At 55.3% G+C, this 21169-nt stretch carries 21 protein-coding genes; 3 read left to right on the top strand and 18 right to left on the bottom strand.

The annotated features are described in order from the left end of the window. Nucleotides 1-3: 3 nt before the first annotated feature. The 5 genes from BH714_RS07220 to BH714_RS07200 form a co-directional block, all read right to left on the bottom strand. Nucleotides 4-1194: a cytochrome c biogenesis protein/redoxin gene (locus tag BH714_RS07220; RefSeq protein ID WP_040017482.1), complete on the bottom strand. Its 1191-nt coding sequence runs from the start codon at nt 1192-1194 to the stop codon at nt 4-6. Nucleotides 1195-1331: 137 nt separating this feature from the next. Continuing rightward, the gene (locus BH714_RS07215) at nt 1332-2630 is read right to left on the bottom strand and encodes an ATP-binding protein (protein WP_020884141.1); all 1299 of its coding nucleotides are present in this window, start codon (nt 2628-2630) and stop codon (nt 1332-1334) included. Then, the gene (locus BH714_RS07210) at nt 2627-3367 is read right to left on the bottom strand and encodes a response regulator (protein WP_025204193.1); all 741 of its coding nucleotides are present in this window, start codon (nt 3365-3367) and stop codon (nt 2627-2629) included. The genes BH714_RS07215 and BH714_RS07210 overlap by 4 nt, the downstream gene beginning before the upstream one ends. A gap of 44 nt (nt 3368-3411) precedes the next feature. Beyond that, nucleotides 3412-4407 (bottom strand): alpha/beta fold hydrolase, encoded by a 996-nt coding sequence (locus BH714_RS07205; protein ID WP_040017481.1) that lies wholly within the window; start codon nt 4405-4407, stop codon nt 3412-3414. Between the two features lie 145 nt (nt 4408-4552). Beyond that, entirely contained in the window at nt 4553-4993 is a 441-nt protein-coding gene (locus BH714_RS07200) for a GNAT family N-acetyltransferase (RefSeq protein WP_014170062.1), read from the bottom strand. Nucleotides 4994-5136: 143 nt separating this feature from the next. On the opposite strand from BH714_RS07200, the gene BH714_RS07195 reads away from it, so the two are divergent. Next, a complete protein-coding gene (locus BH714_RS07195; RefSeq protein WP_020884145.1) occupies nt 5137-5685 on the top strand; it encodes a GNAT family N-acetyltransferase in 549 nt (182 codons plus the stop codon). Here BH714_RS07195 and BH714_RS07190 read toward each other — a convergent pair. The 9 genes from BH714_RS07190 to sad all read right to left on the bottom strand — a co-directional run bounded on the left by BH714_RS07190 (nt 5673) and on the right by sad (nt 16042). Further along, entirely contained in the window at nt 5673-6587 is a 915-nt protein-coding gene (locus tag BH714_RS07190) for a bestrophin family protein (protein WP_040017480.1), read from the bottom strand. The genes BH714_RS07195 and BH714_RS07190 overlap by 13 nt on opposite strands. Before the next feature lie 202 nt (nt 6588-6789). Beyond that, nucleotides 6790-8241: a tagaturonate reductase gene (locus BH714_RS07185; RefSeq protein WP_040017479.1), complete on the bottom strand. Its 1452-nt coding sequence runs from the start codon at nt 8239-8241 to the stop codon at nt 6790-6792. Between the two features lie 117 nt (nt 8242-8358). Continuing rightward, nucleotides 8359-8886 (bottom strand): GNAT family N-acetyltransferase, encoded by a 528-nt coding sequence (locus BH714_RS07180; protein ID WP_020884147.1) that lies wholly within the window; start codon nt 8884-8886, stop codon nt 8359-8361. A gap of 82 nt (nt 8887-8968) precedes the next feature. Continuing rightward, on the bottom strand, nt 8969-9934 hold the full coding sequence (locus BH714_RS07175) for a sensor domain-containing diguanylate cyclase (RefSeq protein ID WP_014170057.1): 966 nt from the start codon (nt 9932-9934) through the stop codon (nt 8969-8971). A gap of 109 nt (nt 9935-10043) precedes the next feature. Further along, nucleotides 10044-11489 carry a sensor domain-containing diguanylate cyclase gene (locus tag BH714_RS07170; protein ID WP_040017478.1) on the bottom strand — a complete coding sequence of 482 codons (1446 nt, stop codon included), beginning with the start codon at nt 11487-11489 and terminating at the stop codon, nt 10044-10046. A gap of 113 nt (nt 11490-11602) precedes the next feature. Then, entirely contained in the window at nt 11603-11959 is a 357-nt protein-coding gene (locus BH714_RS07165) for a DUF4186 domain-containing protein (protein ID WP_014170055.1), read from the bottom strand. Further along, nucleotides 11959-12885, bottom strand: a complete 927-nt coding sequence (gene glsB / locus BH714_RS07160; RefSeq protein WP_025204200.1) for a glutaminase B — start codon at nt 12883-12885, stop codon at nt 11959-11961. Before glsB ends, BH714_RS07165 begins: the two co-directional genes overlap by 1 nt. Nucleotides 12886-12947: 62 nt before the next feature. Next, the gene (locus BH714_RS07155) at nt 12948-14537 is read right to left on the bottom strand and encodes a methyl-accepting chemotaxis protein (protein WP_040017476.1); all 1590 of its coding nucleotides are present in this window, start codon (nt 14535-14537) and stop codon (nt 12948-12950) included. A gap of 116 nt (nt 14538-14653) precedes the next feature. Beyond that, on the bottom strand, nt 14654-16042 hold the full coding sequence (gene sad / locus BH714_RS07150) for a succinate-semialdehyde dehydrogenase (protein ID WP_040017474.1): 1389 nt from the start codon (nt 16040-16042) through the stop codon (nt 14654-14656). A 99-nt stretch (nt 16043-16141) separates the two neighbouring features. Between sad and ptrR the strand changes: the two genes are divergently transcribed. Beyond that, nucleotides 16142-17020, top strand: a complete 879-nt coding sequence (gene ptrR, locus BH714_RS07145; RefSeq protein ID WP_014170051.1) for a putrescine utilization regulator PtrR — start codon at nt 16142-16144, stop codon at nt 17018-17020. On the opposite strand, the gene BH714_RS07140 is transcribed toward ptrR, so the two are convergent. Then, complete coding sequence (locus BH714_RS07140; RefSeq protein WP_014170050.1) at nt 16974-17456, bottom strand: GNAT family N-acetyltransferase; 483 nt, start codon at nt 17454-17456, stop codon at nt 16974-16976. The genes ptrR and BH714_RS07140 overlap by 47 nt on opposite strands. A gap of 61 nt (nt 17457-17517) precedes the next feature. Beyond that, a complete protein-coding gene (locus tag BH714_RS07135; RefSeq protein WP_236918391.1) occupies nt 17518-18429 on the bottom strand; it encodes a LysR family transcriptional regulator in 912 nt (303 codons plus the stop codon). A 92-nt stretch (nt 18430-18521) separates the two neighbouring features. Here BH714_RS07135 and BH714_RS07130 point away from each other — a divergent pair, with 92 nt between their 5' ends. Continuing rightward, nucleotides 18522-19484 (top strand): NmrA/HSCARG family protein, encoded by a 963-nt coding sequence (locus tag BH714_RS07130; protein ID WP_040017472.1) that lies wholly within the window; start codon nt 18522-18524, stop codon nt 19482-19484. A 51-nt stretch (nt 19485-19535) separates the two neighbouring features. Here the strand turns inward: BH714_RS07130 and BH714_RS07125 are convergent, their stop codons facing one another. After that, nucleotides 19536-20336, bottom strand: a complete 801-nt coding sequence (locus BH714_RS07125) for a PhzF family phenazine biosynthesis protein (protein WP_040017471.1) — start codon at nt 20334-20336, stop codon at nt 19536-19538. A 27-nt stretch (nt 20337-20363) separates the two neighbouring features. Then, on the bottom strand, nt 20364-21152 hold the full coding sequence (locus tag BH714_RS07120; RefSeq protein WP_040017466.1) for a PhzF family phenazine biosynthesis protein: 789 nt from the start codon (nt 21150-21152) through the stop codon (nt 20364-20366). Nucleotides 21153-21169 lie beyond the last annotated feature (17 nt).

The raw sequence follows: 21169 nt of genomic DNA, 5'->3' as shown, positions 1-21169 counted from the left end.
ACGTTATGAGCGGGCCTCTTTAAGCAGCTGCTGGATAACTTTTTCCTGTTCTTCATAGTTACCTTCACCAAAAGAGGTATAACGTAACTGCCCTTTGGCATCGAAATAGTAATGTGCCGGCCAGTACTGGTTTCCGAAGGCGTTCCAGATCTGGTAGTTATTATCCGTCACGACCCGATAAGGTAGTTGCCATTTGTTCACCGCGTTTTTCACCGACGAGAGCGGTTTTTCCCACGGATATTCAGGCGTATGCACGCCGATGACCACCAGACCCTGGGACTGATATCGCGTGGCCCAGTCGCGGACATGCGGGAGCGTATGCTGGCAGTTGATGCAGTCCCAGGTCCAGAAATCAATCAGGACGACTTTACCCCGCAAAGATTCAGACGTGACAGGGTCACCATTAACCCATCCGGTTCCGCCACTTAACGAAGGCAACTGACTGCTGGGTTCGGTCATGACGACCGGCTGCAGTTTTACTGGCGCAGTGGCGGGCTTCGCCAGGGTCAACAGCGTCGTTTCAAGACGGTCTGCCACGCCATTTGCACCTTTCAGCACCGAGTTCATCCCCGTGGCGTTGAACGCCACAGCCGCTAACATCACCACGCCCGCCCCCTTGCGCAACCTTTCCATCAGCGCTGATTTGGCCCGCAGCGGTGCCATCAGTTTCCGACCGCCGGCCATAAGCAGGCCCAGCATAAGCGCACATCCGCTGCCATACGCCGCCAGCAGCGCGCCGGTGGTGATGGCCGAATGACCCGCAATATTGATACTGAAAATAGCCCCAAGAATCGGTCCGGCACAGGGAGACCAGAGCAGACCGACGGCAAATCCGGCCAGGAAAGCGGAAAACATTCCGCGCGTTTGTCCGCTGCGGGTATTGAGGATATTGCCCGCGCTGACCGTAGGCCCGGCTATGCGCTGGGCGAAGGACGGGAAAATTAAGGCCAGCGCGGCTGTAGCCAGAATAATGAGTGCCAGCCAGCGCCCTATTATCGTGGCATCCGTGATCCATTCGCTGGCAACCGTGACAACCATCGCCACCACGGTAAACATCACGATCATCCCTGCCAGCAGAGCCAGGATATGTCTTCGCTGCCCCTGAAAACCGGCAAACAGAAGAGGTATCACCGGGAGCGTACATGGACTGAGCAGGCTTATCATCCCGCCCAGAAACGCGATTATCAAAAACATAAAAACCTCACATTACAGATGGCCTGCGACGCTGCAGTGAGGGTATTTCATCGTACGGATGTGTTTGGGATGTGTGCAAAACGGGACGATTTGTCTGCTCTCGTATCGGTCATGCAACCGGATACAAAACCGTACAATTAGCGACGCGGCAGCGTTACCGTGACCTTCAGCCCGCCTTCAGGAAGGTTTGCCAGCCGCAGTTTCCCGTCAAGCTGCGCGGTCAGCTGCGCGGCAATCGCCAGCCCCAGGCCGGTTCCGCCGGTATCACGGTTACGCGATGTTTCTACCCGATAAAAAGGCTGCAATACCGCGTCGAGTTCAGCCTCAGGTATCCCCGGCCCGCCGTCCAGAATATGGATAGCAATGTGTCCGGCTGAAGAATCATCAATCTCAATAACGGCATAGCCACCAAACTTAAGCGCGTTATCCAGGAGGTTGGTCATCACCCGGCGAAGTGCCTGCGGCCGAGTCACTATCGGCAGGCGGGCGTCGTTTGCCTGAAACTGCACGTTTTTACCAATGTCCTGATAATCACAGGCAATGCTGTTTACCCAGGCATTGAGCTCCAGCTTTAGCGAGGTCTCTTCCAGAGATTCTGATGACCGGGCATAGGCAATCCCCTCCCGCACCAGGCGGGTCATGTTATCGAGGTCGTTCAATAACTTGTCGCGTAACTCGGGTTGATCGGCCATCTCGACGCGCAACTTCATGCGCGTGATGGGCGTCTGCAGGTCGTGAGAAATGGATGCCAGGATCTGCGCGCGTTCGCGGAGATAGGATTGAATGCGCGCCTGCATCGCGTTAAAGGCATGCGCGGCTCTTTGCACTTCTACCGGCCCCTTCTCCGTCATTGGTGTGTTTGCCGCCGGGTCCAGCGCGTCAACCGCACGGGTAAACTGAGAAAAAGGCCGAATCACCTGACGCACGGCGATCCAGGCACAGGCCGCAAGCAGCAGCAGCTGCAATACCAGCACGACAGGTAACCAGCTGGCGACCGGTGGCATGCGTGGTGTCAGATCGATGGTCAACGGTGCCCCATCACGTAAGGTGAGATGCGCCTGAATATGGGAAATGGGACCGGGAACGGCGGTAAACGTGAGCGGGTAGTCAGCCGTAAGGGTCTCTTTTAACGTTCGAATGGCATCGCGTGAACGCTTATCCTCAGGCGGTGCGCCCGGTTCTCCAGGCCCGAGAATATAGCGATAGTTACCGCGCTCCAGCCGCGGTAGCCAGGCCGCCCGCTCCTGAGCGGGAAGCCGGTCAAGAATGGCCACGCTAGTGGCTACATCGTTTTCCAGATTACCCAGCATTACGCTGCGGGCGCTGTGCATGCGTTCAACCATCACCAGCGTCAGGCTGAGGGTATTGGCCAGTAAGAGTCCAGCCAGCACGATGACCAACAGCCGGGACAGCAACGAGCGTGGCCAAAGCGTCATTCATTGGCCTCTTTTATGGTCACCGGCATTGTAAAGACATAACCTTCACTGCGCACGGTCTTGATATAGGCCGGCGTGCGGGCGTCTTCATTCAGACGCTGACGCACCCGGCTCACCAGCAGATCAATCGATCGTTCAAAAAGCTCGGCATCGCGCCCCTGGGTCAGATTTAGCAGTTGATCCCGGGTCAGGACACGCTGAGGGTGATCGAGGAACACGCGCAGCAGACGATATTCCGCCCCGCTGAGCGCCACCACCATCCCTTCACTGTCGATTAAATGACGGGCCACGGTGTCCAGTTGCCATTCTCCGAACGTGACCAGTCGTCCGGCTTCCGTCACCTGTAAATTGGGGGGCATTGTGCGGAAACGACGTAAAATGGCTTTGATCCGCGCGAGTAACTCGCGTGCAACAAAAGGCTTCACGACATAATCGTCTGCCCCCATCTCCAGCCCGAGGATCCGGTCTGTTTCCTCGTTACGCGCCGTGAGCATCAGAATGGGCAAGTCTTTATGTTTACCGCTTCGGAGCTGACGACACAGCGTTAATCCGTCATCGCCGGGCATCATGACATCCAGCACCACAAGATCGATATGCTGTTTATCAAGCACAACTCGCATCTCTTTGCCATTTGCCGCGCCAGAGGCGCGATATCCGGACTTAACGAGGTAATCGACAATCAGCTCACGAATATCCCTGTCGTCATCGACGACAAGGATATGATCAATATGCTCCACAGAAATCTCCAGACTGAAGGGTAACGTATTGAAAATAGCACATTTCAGAGTTTATCTGCGTCCACAACTGCGTTGACGAAATCCTGCGGATCTTCCTGCGGTGGGTTGTGACCTACGGTTTTGCCAAAGGTACGGTGTTCATACTTGCCGGTGAATTTCCCGGCGTAGGCCTGTGGTGCAGGATGCGGCGCCCCGTTGTTTCCGCCTTCAATGGTGATCGTCGGGACAGTAATATTCGGAAGCGTTGCCAGTTTTTGCTCATAACTGTCGTATTTGCGCTCCCCTTTTTCCAGCCCTAAACGCCAGCGATAGTTACTGAGTGTCACCGCGACATGGTCCGGGTTATCAAGGGATTTGGCACTGGCGTTAAACGTTGCATCGCTAAATTTCCAGTCAGGTGATGCCTGTGACCAGATCAAACGGGCGAAGTCATGGGTGTTTTTGGCGTAGCCTTCAGCGCCACGTTCGGTGGCGAAATAGAACTGATACCACCACTGAACTTCTGCTTTCGGCGGTAAGGGTTGTTTGCCAATCTGCTGGCTGCTGATCAGGTATCCACTGACGGAGACCAGCGATTTAACGCGTTCTGGCCACAGCGCCGCGACGATGTCCGCCGTACGGGCCCCCCAGTCGTATCCTGCAAAAACGGCCTGCTTGATGTTCAGGGCATCCATCAGGTTCACAACGTCTTTCGCCATGGCCGAAGGCTGGCCGTTACGCGGCGTTTTATCTGAGAGGAAACGGGTAGTTCCATAGCCACGCAGAGAAGGCACAATCACCCGATATCCTTTGGCAGCCAGCGCGGGAGCAACTTGCGCATAACTATGAATATCGTAGGGCCAGCCGTGTAATAAAATGATCGGTTGACCATTTTTCGGGCCAATGTCGACATAACCGACGTTAAGGTCGCCGGCGTTAATCTGCTGAGGATGATCAAACGCCGTCGTGAAATCAGTACCGGTTGCTTCGGCCTGACAGGACATGACGGTACCAAGAGAAACGGTTAATGCGAGAGTTGAGTATGCGAGTTTGCTGAACATGTTGTTATCTCCGATTGAGTACGATTCACGGGGATATAACAACATCGGTTTGTATAGCGGATATGTGCGAATGGGCCTTTATTGCAAGCCTGTGTATGTATCAGAGGCGTTGATACAATGTGATACAAACACAGGTCATTGCGTCTTAAAGCGAGACGCGATAACGAACGTAATCGTCGGCTTCGCCATATTGGTCGTAGAGTTTACGTGCCGGGTTGTTCTGCCGCGTGACCCAGTAAAGTTTCGACCACCCTTCGCGCTTGCCTTCGTCCATCAGGGCGTCAATGAGCGCTTTTCCGGTCCCTGCTCCCCGTTGGCTGGCAGCAACAAACAGGTCTTCCAGATAACAAACGGGCGCTGTCGACCAGGTTCCTTCGTGCAAAATACACATGGCGAAGCCGATGACGTTGCCGTCGCTTTCCGCAACCCGGCAAAACATCGATGATCGCTCGTCGAGCGCCCTTTGCCATGTCGCGGCTGTCACGGACTCATCGAGGACACAGTCATAAAAATGAGTGTAGCCGTCCCACAGCGGACGCCACTGGGAATAATCTTCTGCGCGTAAAGCTCTTACCGTAACAGCCATATATTCCTCATATTACAAATCGAAAGCCTTTTAAAAGCAGTTATTGGTAGTAAAGAAGTCCAGCACACCGAAAAAGAATGTGATAGAGATGAAAATACCAGAAGGTGAACAAAAACATAACGCTTAAACAGGGAGAACCACGGATGACAATACCGACGCTAACGACAGACCGCCTGTTACTCATTCCCCTGGTCGCGGAAGATGCCGTCCAGATACAGCGGCTTTATCCACGCTGGGAAATCGTTCGCTATATGGTCTCCTCAGTGCCCTGGCCCTACCCGGATAACGGCGCGGAGTATTATGTTAATAACGTTGCGCTGCCGGATATGGAAAAAGGCATTGCCTGGTTCTGGAGTATTCGACGTCGCGAGGCGCCGGATGAGCTGATGGGGATTATCTGCCTGTACGATGTTGAAGATAATAACCGTGGGTTCTGGCTGGCGCCGGAGTTTCAGGGTAAGGGATACATGCGTGAGGCCAGTATTGCGGCGACGGATTATTGGTTTAACACCCTGAACAAGCCGGTGTTGCGTGCGCCAAAAGCGGCTGCTAACAGCCGCTCCCGCCGTATTTCAGACAGTAGCGGCATGCGGCTTATCAGGACAGAAAAGAAAGCGTACGTCAGCGGCATGCTGGATTCCGAACTGTGGGAAATCACCCGTGACGAATGGAATGCCCGTCAGGTCAGTTGATAATACTTATCCGGTAACAGTCTTTCGGGGATCTCTTCTTCATCGTTCATCTGCAACAGGTCACGTTCCATCATGTTGCAGATGGCGTCCAGCGGCAGGTCGTTATCTTCGGTACCAAACGGGTCTTCCAGCTCTTCCGCCAGCGTATCCAGCGAGATAAAGGTGTAAGAAATCAGCGCCGACACAAAAGGTGTCATGTAGTGCAGATCGACGACCAGCGCGAACGGCAGCATGATGCAGAACAGATACACCGTACGATGAAGGATCAGCGTGTAAGCAAACGGTACGGGTGTCGTCAAAATACGCTCGCAACCCGACAGGACGATAGACATGTCGTTCAGCCGGTTGTTGAGACTATGGAACAGGATATCTGAGAGCTCGCCATTGCGACGCCTGACGGCAAGCCACTCCCCTATGATCAGTAAAATACGGTTCGCCGGCGAGTTGGCGTTCATCACCTTGCGTAAATCATCTTCCGTAAGATAACGGGAAAGTTGTTCGGCGTTCGTTTCCCGGCGCAGGGTCATGCGCAAACAGTTGGCAAAGGCAATCTGCAGGCGAACAAACTCGCCGAGATGTTTATCGTCCGGCAGGGTGTTTTTTACCTCGCGAAACAGAGAGCGTGCCGCTATCATCAGTTGCCCCCAAAGCTGGCGCGCCTCAACGTAGCGTGAATAACAGGCGTTGTTTCGGAAACCGAGAAAGATAGCGATCGCCACACCGAGAATGCTAAAGGGCGCAACGGTAAATTTGATGCCAAGGGACGTGTACCACGGCAGCATCAGGATCACGGCGATAGAAAGCAGAAAGTTGAGTAGCAAGCGGGTATAGATTTTTGGCAGTACCGAGCCATGCCAGACAAAGATGAGTTGTAACCAGTGCTGTTTAGGACGAACAATCATAGTGAGTTTCAGGAAAGAAAAAGAGCGTGGCTATTAAACGTGATCCCCCTCACGGTTGCAAGCATGTTAATAAAACATTGAATTTTCTGACCTGGCTAGCCTAAACCGCACGGTGTCAGAGGTGTTTTTTAAAAACAGAGCAAATAGTATGTTGTAACTAATAAGGTCCCCATTAAAACCCGGCCGAAGCCGGGCAACGGTGTTAGCAGAGCGGTTTAACCGCCGCACGCATTCCTTGAAGCAGAATAGCATCCAGATCCCGCGTAACCTGCTCGACCAGGCCGTTAACCTGCGTAAGATCTTGCTCCCAGTGTTCACTCACGCTCAGTACCGATTTTACCAGTTGGCGGGTAGTGATCTGGCGATCGTGATGCTGTGTCCACAGCTGCTGGAAACGCGCCAGCCAGTGCGCGTCGTCCTGTACCGGGTAACTTTCCCCGTTACGCTCCCCGCGATAAAACGCAATCAGTGCCGCTAAAGCAAACGTCAGTCGCGCAGGCAATGACCCGGTTGCTTTCTGCCCTGCCAGCAGCTGCGGCAGAATGCGGGTGCGGAACTTGGTCATCCCGTTGAGGGCAATCGACAGCAGCTGATGCCGGATGTAAGGGTTACGGAAACGGCCCGTTACCGCACTGGCGAACGATTCCAGCTCATCACGCGGCAAATCCAGTACCGGAATAATTTCCTCATAGATAGCTTTTTCGACAAAAGCGCACACGTCAGCATCGTTCATCGCCTCGCCTACCGTGTCCAGCCCGGCCTGGAAGGCTACCGGTACCAGCGCCGTGTGCGCACCGTTCAGAATGGCGACTTTACGCTCTTTGTAAGGGCGGATGTCATCCACGATCAATACGTTGAGCGGGAACTTATCAAGACGCAGTTCGCTGGCAAGGGAGTCAGGGCCCTGAATCACAAACAGATAGAAGCGTTCGGCGGTATCCAGGAACCCGTCCTGATAACCCAGTTCAGCCTGCAGGGCGGCCACTTCGTCACGCGGGTAACCCGTTACAATGCGGTCAACCAGGGTTGAGCAGAAACAGTTGGCATCGTTCAACCATTCAGTAAAGGCCGTCGGCAGCGCCCACTCCTGCGCGTAGCGCAGCACCAGTTCCCGCAGCGCATCCCCGTTGTAGTCAATCAGTTCACACGGAATGATGACCCAGCCTTTGTCTGGCGCACCGTTAAAATGACTGAAACGCTCGAAGAGCAATCGCGTCAGTTTCGCCGGGTAGCTGACGGCAGGCGCATCTTCAAAGGTGTCGCCCGCGTGATAACCGATCCCGGCTTCCGTGGTATTCGAGAACACAAAGCGCATCTCCGGGTTATGAGCCAGCCTGAGGAACGCATCGTATTCATTATAAACGTTGATTTCGCGGTTAACGGAACGGATAAGACGTGCATCGCTCACCGCGTCGCCTTTCTCGTTCAGGCCGCGAATGATCGTGGTATACAGACCATCCTGCGTATTCAGCGACGGCGGAAAATCACTTTGAATGGGACGAACGACCACCACACCGGCGTTGAGATCGGTATGTTCGTTTAACAGGTCGATTTGCCAGTCGATAAACGCCCGCAGGAAATTGCCTTCACCAAACTGAATGATACGTTCCGGATAGTGTGGACCGGGAAAATCATGACGGTTAAGTGTGTTCACAATGGGTTCCTTTTATAATTAGTCATACAGCCTGATAAGATTGGTACGATAACTTATCAAAACTTTACGACCGGGAACCCTGTTTTGATCAATTCATAATGGAGTTGTGAAAAATAATTATAAGAACTTATAGAACACGGAGGTGGCGGTCATCGCGCCATCCGGCATCAATGCATAGCGCGGGATCTCCCCCACTTTTTGCCAGCCAGCACGCTGGTAGAACGTCTCGGCACCGCTGCCGGTGGACGTATCCAGTACCAGGACCGAAATGCCTCTGGCTCTGGCCTGTACTTCAAGTTCTTCCATCAGGGCCATTGCCGCCCCTTTACGGCGCGCTTTTTCATGGACCAGCAGTTTTGCCACATCCGCGCGATGCGGCTGATTCTCCGGCTGATCGGTGATCAACTGTACCGTGCCGATAACACCGTCCTGCGGATCGATACTGGCCAGCACAAGACGTTCATTGCGTCCCACGCTCTCAGCAATACCGCGCCAGAAAGCACGCGCTTTTTCCGGGCTAAAGGGCAACATAAAACTGACGGATGCGCCGCCGTTAACGCAGTTTTCGAGGATCGCGGACAACGCATCAAGGTGGGTGAGGATCTCTTCCCGGGTGAGGTTTTTGATGTGCAGTGAGGTATTCATTGTTTTTCCTTACGTTGAATACCGTCACTGTGCAATTAACATCTTATTAACGCAAACGGATCGATCATAGGCTTTTGTTATGTCATCTTTCGCGGTGGCGTTGCTGCTTCATGGCATACATCTTTTCATCGGCCTCTTTTAGCCACTGTTGCAGGTCATGGCCATTGTGGTCGAATTCACTGAGTCCCCACGAGAACAGAAGCGACCACGGATGCAGTTTGCGGGCATTATAATTTTCGACCTGCTCGGCCAGATACTGCATCGCAATCCAGGCCCCCTGCTCATCCGTATCGGCGAACAGCACGGCAAACTCATCCCCGCCAAAGCGAACCAGCAGATCCGCCTCACGGAAGGAGGAACGCATCAGTTGCGCCATCACGTTCAGCGCCTTATCCCCTTCCTCGTGGCCGTACCGATCGTTTATCTCCTTAAAGCGATCCAGATCCAGCCAGCCGAGGGTTAACGGCTCTGCACGGCGTCGGGCGACGGACAGGGTAAACCGGACGAGCTGATTAAAGCCCCGACGGTTGAATAAGCCCGTCAGTTCATCGGTAGTCGCCGCACTGACGGCGGCAAATTCATCTTCTGCCAGCGCGCCCAGGTCTCCCAGCACGGCAAGATCGGCCGCCGTAAACTCGCGCGGAGAATAATCAATCAGGCAAAGCGATCCGACGCTCGCGCCGTCGCGCAGACGCAGCGGGAAACCAGCGTAGAAACGAACGCCTGGCTCACCGGCCACCAGCGGATTATCGGCAAAGCGGTCATCCTGACGCATGTCCCCCACCACCAGCGGCGCTTCGCTGAGGATCGTATGGCCACAAAATGAGATATTGCGCGGGACAGAGTCCGGTGCCTGGCCATCCGCTGACTTCACGATCAGCGAATGCTCATCGATAAGATTGACCATCGCCAGCGGCACCTGGAAAAAGCGTTTTGCCAGACGCGTCAGGCGGTCAAAGGCCGGCGAACTGTCGATTTCAAGCAGGCCTGATTCGCGCAGCGAGTTCAGACGTTCCGTTTCATTTTCAGGGGTTGCAGGTGTTTTCATAACGTCTCCTGACGCAAGCTTTACTAAAAGCGTAGCTTAAACAGAGACATTGTCAGTGTACGAATATCCTGTTCAGACGCTATTTGTTAACGTCACTGGCTCATGACGACTAATGCAGTGATGTTTCGCTGCCGGAGGTTGCAGTAACCTGCTCATCCGACAGCCGGGCGCTGGTCCGATTTCGCCCCGCTTTCTTTGAACGATAGAGATGATCGTCCGCTTCAGCCATCAGCTTATTAAAGACCTCCGTCAACTGCCATGATTCAGATTTACCGCTGCCCAGGCCAATGCTGACGGTCAGATACAGCGTCTGCTGGCGCCAGGTAAACGGATGATGTGCGACGGTGGTTCGGATGCGTTCAGCCAGTTCAAAACCGTGCTGCGCATCCCCGGAGTTCACGACCACCGCGAACTCTTCTCCGCCCATTCGCGCCACCATACCGTCCTCACCGACAACCTGCTGAACCTGCCGGGCAAAGGCCGCCAGTATGCGGTCACCGCACTCGTGACCGTAGTTATCATTGATGCTTTTGAAATAATCGATATCCAGCAGCATGACGGTTAAAAAACGCGAATGCCGGTGCGCCTCTTCTTGCTTTAACGCTTCATAAAGCCCGGAGCGGGAATAGACATGCGTCAGAAAATCATAATCTGCCCGCAGTGACACCTGACGAATCAGTGAATTAATGGCCGCCACGCTGACGGAGACCATCACCGGACAAATAGCCATGGTGGCAATGCCCAGCCGGGCTGAGAACATCATCGGGGTCGAAAGCGGTGTCGCGACGGCAATATTGATAATGGAGTTAGCAACCAGAATGATCTCAACGGCACCCGTGAGAAACGTCAGTAAACAGGTGACGGGCAGCGGGTAGCGTACCGCACACCAGATAAGCGCCGGCAGCGGGAAACAGAGGCTCCCCGCGCCACCAATCACCACCGACGCCACCACCGAGACAATCAACGCCATAACCGGGAACAGCTGCTCCAGGCGTAGCTGAATATCACGCACGAACAGGCTAATCGTCAGCATACACGGCACAATCAGCACCCCCGTTGAAAACTGCTCGCTAAACCAGTCGGCAAACAGCGGCCAGAAGGTGTGACTGTCGATACCGACCGACCCCACCGCGCCAAGCAAGGCACACAGCAGCGCAGCAATCAGGCAGTAGTTAAACAGACGCAGCGCATTAAGCGGATCGGGGGTTATCATCAGCCGTTTATCACGCAGAACCAGTATGGCGACCACGACGATAAAAATCATATTCGACAGGTTAATCACCAGCGAAGCCATTCCCCAACTGGTGGTGACCGCGTCGTACATCAGCATGGCAACATACGCGACCGCGTAGTTATGCAGACGATTCAGATAAGCATAACGGGCGAATACTCCCGCCATAACGCCATTCAGTGGCCAGAACAGCGACAACGCTTCAACCAGACGCAATTCAGCACCCACAAAATAGAATAAGGTGGTGAGAATAAAGATCCACGACGCATTACGCAGCGGAGTATCGGGTTGAAAAAACCTGAAGGCAGAGAGAGCAGAACGCATTAAATATCATTCCGTATAATAACTTATGGCGATTATGTCGATCGTCAGCAGGATCTGAACTAACTTAACCTGCATCTATAACACAAATACAACAGGATCATAACTCGTCAAATTTAGGCGTTCATCTGCAGCACCAGCCAGTGGTGGATCACGCTGACGATATAATGCTGTTGCTGCGCGCTGAGCTGAACACCCTGCGGAATGTTATGCCACTTTGCCAGACAGCCACGACAACAGGTGGCGGTGGCATGCTGAGCGATAAACACCGGATGACCGCGCATGGGCGTCTGTTTCCCGTCATTGGTGGGATGGGCCGGTGCAAGACGCCGGGCAATAAAATCGGCGGCGTGCTGGTCAATGGTTTCGGCACCTTTGTCCCAGCAGTACTGCCGTTCCTTCGTGCCTAAGCGAAAGCGCGAACGAAAAGGCGATCGTGCCAGGCGGGCAAAAAGCGGATCCAGGGTCGACATCAGTATACGGAACGTCCCAGACGTTGGGTCAGTTTCTCCAGAACTGCCACACCGGCAAGTGAATTTCCCGTTTCATCCAGCTCCGGGCTCCAGACGGCAATCGCCATTTCGTGAGGCACGATTGCCACCACCCCGCCGCCCACACCCGATTTAGCCGGAAGACCGACGCGCCAGGCAAACTCTCCGGCGTTCTGATACATCCCGCTGGTCGCCATCAGGGCATTCACCTGACGCGCCTGCATGGGCGAGACAACATCTTGCGCGAGGTGCGGCGCATGCCCCTGATGGGCGAGGAACAAGAATGTCTGTGCCAGTTCAACACAGCTCATTTCGAGCGCGCAGTAATGGAAATAGTTTTGCAGCACGGTGGCGACATCGTTATGGAAGTTACCAAACGATTTCATGAGCCAGGCGATAGCCGCGTTACGGGCGGAGTGTTCAAACTCCGAGCGCGCCACCACCGCATTGTAGGCAATATCCGCGACGCCCGAGAGCTGGCGGACAATTTCAAGCATGCGCTGGCGAGGGGCGCTGAGACGGCTTTGCAGCATATCGCAAACCACCAGCGCACCGGCATTGATAAACGGGTTACGCGGCTTACCCTGTTCAATTTCGAGCTGAAGCAGTGAGTTGAAAGGCTGCCCGGACGGATCTTTCCCCACGCGATGCCAGATTTCGTCTTCCTCATACTGACGCATGGCCGCAACCAGACTGAGTACTTTTGAAATGGACTGAATTGAAAAACGCTCGGTGGCGTCACCGGCCTGGTAACGCTGCCCGTCTACCGTACAAATGGCAATACCCAGCTTATTCCCGCTGACTGAGGCAAGGGCCGGAATATAGTCGGCAACCTTCCCTTTTCCAATTAACGGACGAACCTGCGACAAAATCTCGTCCAACATCTCATTATGGATGACCGCAGCCACACTTTGCTCCTTGCCCTCAGGCTAAAACGGGCTGCGAGTATAACAGAGGCTTATATGTTGCGTCAGGCGCTAAGACGAAAACGCGAAACCGCCTGCAATAAAAGATCGGATTGCTTATGCAGCCGTTCAGAGGCATCCGACGCGTCAGACACCAGCATGTCGGTCTGACGGGAAACCTGATTCAGCGCCTGAAGCTGCCGCGTCATCTGATGAATGCTCTCCCCCTGGCTCAGGGTCGCGACCGAGATCTCATTCAGCAGACTGCTTAAATTAGCCACCAGCCCGATCACCTGCTGCAGATTATCTTCCAGCAGGTTAACGGCCCGGGAACCGTCTTCGATGCCCTGCAAAGAGTGATTGATCAGCGCCTGAATAGTCTGCGTCGAGTGGCTGCTCTTTCTGGCCAGCAGCCCCACTTCCCGGGCGACAACGGCGAACCCGCGCCCGTGGTTCCCCGCATGGGCGGCCTCGATGGCCGCATTCAGTGCCAGAATGTTGGTCTGAAACGCCACGCTGTCGATCATCGCCACGATCCCGCGCATCTCTGACGATCGGTCAACGATCGCCTGCATGGAGGCATTGACGGTTGTCATCATCCGATCGCCACCCGCGGCTACCTGGCGCGCCTCGTCCGCCCGTGAGCTGGCGAGTTTTGCATAACCTGTATTCCCTTCCACGTGGTTTTCCAGCGCGGCAATGTGTGTCGTCACATCCTCAAGCTCTTTCGCCTGACGAGCCGACTGCAGATACAGCTTCTGGTTGCCCTGCGCCAGCGAGCCTATATTTTCGACCATTGCGTGGGTGGCATTGCTGACCTGGGTCACCAGTTCCTGCAGTCCGTGCTGCAGGGTGGAAACACTGTCGCTCAACTGTCCGATCTCCTTGTTAAAGCGCAGTACGCCCGGCGGTGTACCGGACAGGTCTCCTGCCGCCAGCTGGTTAATGTGAGCAATCAACCGACGCAGCGGCGTAATGACCCAGCGGGACATGCCGAACCACACCAGAATGGCGATGGCAAGTAGCAGAACCGGCGCTATCAGAAAAAGCGTTTGCAGGCCAGAGAGTTGCGCCATCAGGCTCTGGCGGCCCTGCATCGCCTGCTTCTCACTGGCCTGCTGATAGCGGGCATAGTTTTCGTTGAAGTCAGTCTGAAAAGCCTGGGCAGGTACGGCAAAAAAGGCGTCGATCGTGTTGGTCTTGATGAGCCCTTCCGCCTGCTCCTTGATGGCACCGTAGAAAAGCTGGTAGCTGGTGATCAGGGCATCATCTTTTGGCGGATTGAGCGCCAGCCAGGCGTTCCAGGCCTGCTGAGAAACCGTCAGCGACGCCTGAGCTTCGTCCATCAGGCTGTGCCAGCTTCCTTCAGAGCCGGTCTCTTTATCCTGCATAAACCAGACGCCGGAGCGGTTAAGCAGATCGCTTGCTGCCAGCAGAGACACGCGGGCCAGATCCAGTTTGCTCTGTTGCTGGTACGCCAGCAGATTTTGCTGCTCGTTGCGCTGAGCGTCCTTCAGGGAAGCATTGAGCAAAAATGAAGAGGAGAGTTGCAGTGCGGAGAAAAGACCAATAATACAGAAAATACCGGTCAGCAGGCCAAACTGACGAGGGATGAGGCGCTGCGCAATACGGCGAAAAATTTGCGTTAGGTTCATAATTTTCTTCAGTAACAAGACGTTAGACGCGTGCGAGTCTACGAAACGAAAATGACAGAACCATTGCAGGAAAATGACAACGGCCTTCGTGCTGAAGGCCGTTATCGGAGAGCGAACTAGACTCTGTTCTTCCATACCGTCTGCACGTTACAGAACTCGTGCAGACCGAAGTGGGAAAGCTCACGACCAAAACCGCTCTTCTTCACGCCGCCAAAGGCCACGCGCGCATCGCTGGCGCTGAAACCATTGATGAACACCCCACCGCACTCCAGCTCACGGGAGAATTTCTCCGCCAGCGTATCGTTCGCGGTAAAGACGGTTGCGGACAGACCAAAGTCGCTGTCGTTAGCCAGCTGCAGCGCGTGCTCCGCGTCTTTCGCAACGCTAACCGCCGCAACCGGACCAAACAGCTCCTGACGAAATGCCGTCATGCTGGCAGTGACATTCCCCAGCACGGTCGGTGCATAGTAGTTCCCTTCACCGGCGACTTTCTCCCCGCCAAGCAGCAGCATGGCGCCTTCGGCCAGCGTGGCCTGCACCTGCTGATGCAGTTCATCGCGCAGGTCAAATCGCGCCATCGGGCCAATAAAGTTTTCTTCGCGATCCGGCGTCCCCATCTTCAGGGCTGCCGTCGCCTCGACAAAACGCTGGGTGAAAGCATCAGCGATGCCCTCTTCCACAATAAAGCGCTTAGCGGCGGCGCAAACCTGTCCGGTATTCTGATAACGTCCGGCCACGGCTGCTTTCACCGCCAGATCCAAATCAGCATCATTGAGCACAATAAACGGATCTGAACCGCCCAGCTCCAGAACGCATTTCTTGAGTGCTGCCCCCGCCTGCGCACCAATCGCCGCACCCGCGCGCACGCTGCCGGTTACGGTTACAGCGGCAATACGACGGTCGTTGATCGCCTGGCTCACGCCCTCATTCGTGGCATTCACCCAGCCAAAGACACCCTGCGGAAAACCGGCGTCAGCAAATACCTGCGCAATAAGGTCAGCCGAGCCGAGTACGTTTGGCGCATGCTTGAGCAGATAGCTGTTCCCGGCCAGCAGAATGGGTACCGCGCCACGCAGTACCTGCCAGAGCGGGAAGTTCCACGGCATGACGGCAAGAACAGGTCCCAGCGGCCGGTATTCAATCACCGCGTTCTGGTTTTCTACCAGGGTCGGTTCAGGCTGCAGCATTGCCGGGCCGTGTTCCGCATACCAGTCGCAGAGGCTGGCGGATTTTGCCACTTCAGCACGCGCCTGCAAAATGGGTTTGCCCATCTCACGGGAGATCATTCGGGCCATCTCGTCTGCACGATCGCGCAGCGCGCTGGCGAGATCGCGCAGCTTCTGCGCCCGGTCTGAAACGCTTACGCGTCTCCACTGACGAAAACCGGCATCAGCCTGCGCAATTGCGCGTTCAACGTCGTCGGTGCTCGCCCACGGATACGCCGCGAGCGTCTCGCCGGTGGCTGGGTTAACAGAGAGGGCATGTGTAGCAGAGGAATAAGTCATGATGGTCTCCACGTAATAACGGTTGATTCATTGTGGCGCACTCTGCTATTTCTTAAAAATGAATAATACTAACCACCTTGTTCACGAATCGAGAATGGTATGGACTTAACTCAGCTTGAAATGTTTAACGCCGTGGCGCTCACCGGCAGCATCACCCAGGCAGCGCAAAAGGTGCATCGCGTTCCGTCGAACCTGACCACCCGCATCCGCCAGCTGGAGGCCGATCTTGGCGTTGAGCTGTTTATTCGTGAGAACCAGCGTTTACGTTTATCTCCCGCCGGGCATAATTTCCTGCGCTACAGCAAGCAGATCCTGGCGCTGGTCGATGAGGCACGAATGGTCGTCGCCGGTGATGAACCGCAGGGATTATTTGCGCTTGGTGCGCTGGAGAGTACCGCCGCCGTGCGTATTCCGGAAAGCCTGGCGCAGTTTAACCAGCGTTATCCACGTATCCAGTTTGCCCTCTCTACCGGGCCGTCCGGCACAATGATTGACGGCGTACTGGAGGGAACCTTAAGCGCCGCGTTTGTCGATGGCCCCCTTTCGCATCCGGAACTGGAAGGCATGCCGGTTTACCGGGAAGAGATGATGCTGGTCACGCCCGCCGGGCATGCAGAAGTGGCACGCGCCACGCAGGTAAGCGGCAGTGACGTCTACGCCTTTCGCGCAAACTGTTCGTATCGCCGACATCTGGAAAGCTGGTTTCACGCCGACAGAGCCACGCCCGGGCGTATTCATGAGATGGAGTCTTATCACGGCATGCTCGCCTGCGTCATCGCGGGCGCCGGTATCGCGCTGATGCCTCGTTCGATGCTGGAAAGTATGCCAGGCCACCATCAGGTGGAAGCCTGGCCGCTGGCAGAAAACTGGCGCTGGCTCACCACCTGGCTGGTCTGGCGCCGCGGGGCTATGACCCGCCCGCTGGAGGCTTTTATAGCGCTGCTAAACGAACGTCAACCACCAGTGCCTTCTCCATAAACAGGCTCAGCGGGTCATCAACATACGGCGGAAACGCCGGACGTTGCTCATAGCCGCACTGCTCATACAGACGGACGGCGGCATGTTGCCGGATGCCCGTCTCCAGGCGAAGCGTGTGGCAGTGACGGCTCAGGGCTTCATCTTCCAGCGCCGCCAGCAGCATCTCGCCGAGATGTTGCCCGCGATGAGCCGGATCGATATACACCCGTTTCATTTCACCGGTCCCGTCGCCGTTGAGCACCACGGCACCACACCCGACGGCATGAAGCTGCCGGTCCCGAATAATCATCAGGATCAGCGAGGCTGTCGGCAGTTCGGTCAGATCGAGCAGGTGGTTACTTTCAGCGGGATAGAGTTCGCTCTGATAGCGGTCAAGCGCGGCAATCAGATGCAAAATATCAGGGTGATGTGCAGATTCAGCGGTAATGGAATACATGGCGGGCTCCTTGTTGTTTTTATTTCAACATAGCGCAGCCCTGCACACGTGCTTCATACCGTTAACTTATATCAGCATTGCGGTTCAGGCTGACGAGGGTATCCCTTAACCAGCGATGTCCGGCGTGGTTATGGCTGCGTTCATGCCAGATAAGACTGACGTCAAACGTCTCTTTCAGCCAGGGGAGTTCCACCGCGGTGAGCGGGTTAATGGTTCCCATAATCAATCGTCGGGGCACAAGTGCTACCAGATGGCTCATCTGCACCATGCCGAGAACAAACAGAAATGATGCCGCAGACACCGCAACCTTACGTTGCAACCCTGACTCCGCCAGCATGACATCCATCGGCGTGGTAAAACCGCCTCCCGACGGGGACACGATAAGATGCTCAAGTTTTGCGAACGCTTCCATTGTCAGTTGGTCGTTAAGTTCGGGATGCTGAGGGCGTCCGATAAGCACGTACGATTCGTCATAAAGATGTTGCGTTCTGAGCTGCGCCTGCGCAGGGTCTGGCGTGGCTATGGCAGCATCAACATCGCCTGAGCTCAGTTGATGGGCCAGTTGATGCGGATCGTAATTCCTGACAGCAATACGCACGCCGGGGGCAATCTCTTGCAGGGTCACAATCAGCGGCATAATGACCGCGGCCTGCACGTAATCAGTACAGGCCAGAGAGACCGTTAGCGAATCGTGCAGCGGATCAAAGTCCTCATGTGATTGCAGCGTATCCCGTATTTTTGCCAGCGCCCCGCCAAGCGTCGCCATCAGCTCAAGAGCTTTAGGGGTTGGCGTCATCCCCCTGCGCCCCGGGATCAATAACGGATCGTTAAACATCCCCCTCAGCCGGTTAAGCTGCGCGCTGACGGCAGGCTGGCTAAGACAAAGCCGGCTGGCGGCCCTGGTGACATTTTGCTCCGCGACCAGCGCTTCCAGAGTCAGCAGCAGGTTTACGTCAGGCTTTTTGGTATTCATAGGATGGATATCATGTAAGAAATAAATCGATTTCACGCTCGCCGCCCGCATTCCGATAATGCACTACCGCAACAACACAGAGCGAGAATGAAATGTCGTATGATAAAAAACCACTCATAACAGTTTTTGGTGCCACCAGTAAACAAGGACGTAGCGTAACCACAACCCTGCTGCAAAGTGGGCGCTATCGGGTGCGCGCCTTAACGCAAAACACGGACTCTCCTGCGGCGAAACAGCTGGCGGAACGGGGCGCTGAACTGAGACAAATCACCCTTCAGACGGGCAATGATGCGCATCTGATCGGGGCGTTTGCCGAGTCAGACGGAGCGTTTCTCATGACACCGGGTTTCATCCCCGTATCGACGCAGATGCCAACGGGTGAAACGGCGCTGGGTTACAGGCTTGCAGATGCCGCCGTCAACGCCGGCGTAAAGCACCTTGTCTTCAGCAGTCTGGAAAACGTCGAGAGAATAACGGGCGGAACTCTATGGGCTCCTCATTTCAGCGATAAGGGCCGAATTGAGGAGTACATCCGCACACTCCCCGTCAGCGCGTCGTTTATTCAACTGGCGTTCTTTTACACCAATCTGGCAGAATATTATCCGCCGCGTAAAGAAGGCGACGAGCTGATCTTTCCCCTCTATCTCCCGGAAGACGTTCGGGCGCCCTTTGTCGATCCGCTCACGGCAACCGGCCCTGCGGTGCTTGAGATGTTCGATAACCCCGAACACTACAACGGCATGACGTTACCCGTTGTCGGTGAGTGTCTTTCGCCGCGTGAGATGGTGGAAACCTTCACGGAGGTCACCGGCATAAAAGCCCGGTATTGCTCAGCCTACACGCGAGAAGCCCTCCTTCACCACTTCCCCGATTTCGCAGACAACGCGGCACTGGTCAGTGAAATTACCGGCATGACGGAATATGCCGTGAACTACGGCTATTACGGAAAAGACCGGGATCTTACCTGGAGCAGAACCATAAACCCTGCCACCTTAACGTGGCGTGAATTTCTGATTACGTCTGGCTGGCAGGGGGAAAAACGAACGTTTGATTAACGCAAGCCACCGTCATTCCCGATGATGAAATGACGGTGTCCCATTCCTGGCTTACATCGCCTGGCGTAAATAGATATGCCCTTTCAGATACAGGGTGGCCTGACCGCCGATTAACACCCGCTCCCCCGCCAGCTCACAGCGTAAATCCCCGCCCCGTCGCGAGACCTGGCGCGCGTTCAGCACGGTTTTGCCCAGCTTTTCGCTCCAGTAGGGAATCAACATGCTGTGAGTGGACCCCGTGACCGGATCTTCCGGCACCCCTTCTCCCGGACAGAAGAAGCGGCTGACGAAGTCATATTCATCGCCCGGTGCCGTGACGCAGACCATCTTATCCAGCGGAATCATTGCTGAGATATCCGGCGTAAGGGCCTCTACCTGCTGCTGGTTCTCCAGCACCACCATGTAGTCGCGCCCGACACGCACCTCTTTTGCCCGCTCAATGCCCAGCGCGCTCAACAGCAGCGCTGGCGGATTATCGACGACCACCGTCGGCCAGGCCGGGAAGTTGAGCGTCAACCAGTCACCGCTGCGTTTTACCGTCAGCTCGCCGACGAAACGGGTGGTGAAGGTGATTTCCGTGTGTGGATAATCAAGGTATTCGAAAATGACATGCGATGCCGCCAGTGTGGCATGTCCACACAGGTTAATTTCGTCAAGGGTAGTGAACCAGCGCAGCTCGAATCCGCCGTCAGTGCGTACGAAAAAGGCCGTCTCAGACTGATTGTGCTGTTGCGCCATGTTGAGCAGCGTCTCGTCCGGCAGCCACTCTTCCAGGGGGCAAACCGCCGCTGCGTTGCCGCCAAACGCCCTGTCGCTGAAGGCATCGACCAGATAGAAATCAATTTCCTGCATTGTCTCTTCCTCTTTTGTTATGGTTATTTAGCGCAGAAAGACGGTGCCTTTCAGATACAACGAGGCCTGCCCGCTCATCAGCACGCGTGAACCTTTCAGTTCGCAGCGCATATCACCGCCACGAGCCGACACCTGGCGGGCAAACATCGCTGTTTTACCCAGTTTTTCACTCCAGTAGGGAATAAGCATTGTATGCGCGGATCCGGTGACCGGATCTTCCCAGACGGCAACTCCCGGTGAGAAAAAGCGGCTCACAAAATCATAATCCCCCTCTCCCCGCGCCGTCACGCTGACCTTATGTTCGCCAGGCGTCATTGCCGAGATATTCGGCGCAAGCGCCTCAACCTGCTGGCGGTTTTCCAGAACCACCACCCAGGCTCGCCCCTTACGGGCCTCAACGTAATGGCCGATCCCCAGCGCCGCAAGCATCGCCGGCGGGGGCGTCTCTTCCTGCGTCGGGCATGCCGGAAAGTCCAGCGTTATCCAGTCCCCTTCCCGGCTAACCGTCAGCTGGCCAGAGGCGGTATCAAAGTGGATACGCGGGTCAGGATAGTTGAGTTCATTAAACAGGACGTACGCGGCTGCCAGTGTGGCATGTCCGCAAAGGTTGACTTCGGTAAGGGTGGTAAACCAGCGTAACTCAATTCCCGCTTTACTGCAGACGAAAAACGCGGTTTCCGACTGATTATGCTGCTGTGCCATTCTGAGCAGTGTCTCATCAGGCAACCATGCGTCTAACGGGCACACGGCCGCCGGGTTTCCACCAAAAGAGGCATTGCTGAACGCATCTACCAGATAAAAATCAATCTCCTGCATTGTCTTACCGCCTGTTT

Origin of the sequence: Enterobacter ludwigii, assembly GCF_001750725.1 — a bacterium.
Classification (GTDB): domain Bacteria; phylum Pseudomonadota; class Gammaproteobacteria; order Enterobacterales; family Enterobacteriaceae; genus Enterobacter; species Enterobacter ludwigii.
The sequence above is the reverse complement of the archived record's forward strand: the minus strand, read 5'-3'. Positions and strand labels throughout refer to the sequence as shown.

Bases quoted from the DNA above. Each gene is read 5' to 3' on its own strand.
- BH714_RS07175 (WP_014170057.1), bottom strand. From the start codon at position 9,934: ATGAAAACACCTGCAACCCCTGAAAATGAAACGGAACGTCTGAACTCG.
- BH714_RS07125 (WP_040017471.1), bottom strand. From the start codon at position 20,336: ATGCAGGAAATTGATTTCTATCTGGTCGATGCCTTCAGCGACAGGGCG.
- sad (WP_040017474.1), bottom strand. From the start codon at position 16,042: ATGACTTATTCCTCTGCTACACATGCCCTCTCTGTTAACCCAGCCACC.
- BH714_RS07155 (WP_040017476.1), bottom strand. From the start codon at position 14,537: ATGAACCTAACGCAAATTTTTCGCCGTATTGCGCAGCGCCTCATCCCT.
- BH714_RS07135 (WP_236918391.1), bottom strand. From the start codon at position 18,429: ATGAATACCAAAAAGCCTGACGTAAACCTGCTGCTGACTCTGGAAGCG.
- BH714_RS07170 (WP_040017478.1), bottom strand. From the start codon at position 11,489: ATGCGTTCTGCTCTCTCTGCCTTCAGGTTTTTTCAACCCGATACTCCG.
- BH714_RS07130 (WP_040017472.1), top strand. From the start codon at position 18,522: ATGTCGTATGATAAAAAACCACTCATAACAGTTTTTGGTGCCACCAGT.
- BH714_RS07215 (WP_020884141.1), bottom strand. From the start codon at position 2,630: ATGACGCTTTGGCCACGCTCGTTGCTGTCCCGGCTGTTGGTCATCGTG.
- BH714_RS07205 (WP_040017481.1), bottom strand. From the start codon at position 4,407: ATGTTCAGCAAACTCGCATACTCAACTCTCGCATTAACCGTTTCTCTT.
- BH714_RS07120 (WP_040017466.1), bottom strand. From the start codon at position 21,152: ATGCAGGAGATTGATTTTTATCTGGTAGATGCGTTCAGCAATGCCTCT.
- BH714_RS07180 (WP_020884147.1), bottom strand. From the start codon at position 8,886: ATGAATACCTCACTGCACATCAAAAACCTCACCCGGGAAGAGATCCTC.
- BH714_RS07195 (WP_020884145.1), top strand. From the start codon at position 5,137: ATGACAATACCGACGCTAACGACAGACCGCCTGTTACTCATTCCCCTG.
- BH714_RS07190 (WP_040017480.1), bottom strand. From the start codon at position 6,587: ATGATTGTTCGTCCTAAACAGCACTGGTTACAACTCATCTTTGTCTGG.
- BH714_RS07220 (WP_040017482.1), bottom strand. From the start codon at position 1,194: ATGTTTTTGATAATCGCGTTTCTGGGCGGGATGATAAGCCTGCTCAGT.
- BH714_RS07165 (WP_014170055.1), bottom strand. From the start codon at position 11,959: ATGTCGACCCTGGATCCGCTTTTTGCCCGCCTGGCACGATCGCCTTTT.
- BH714_RS07200 (WP_014170062.1), bottom strand. From the start codon at position 4,993: ATGGCTGTTACGGTAAGAGCTTTACGCGCAGAAGATTATTCCCAGTGG.
- BH714_RS07140 (WP_014170050.1), bottom strand. From the start codon at position 17,456: ATGTATTCCATTACCGCTGAATCTGCACATCACCCTGATATTTTGCAT.
- ptrR (WP_014170051.1), top strand. From the start codon at position 16,142: ATGGACTTAACTCAGCTTGAAATGTTTAACGCCGTGGCGCTCACCGGC.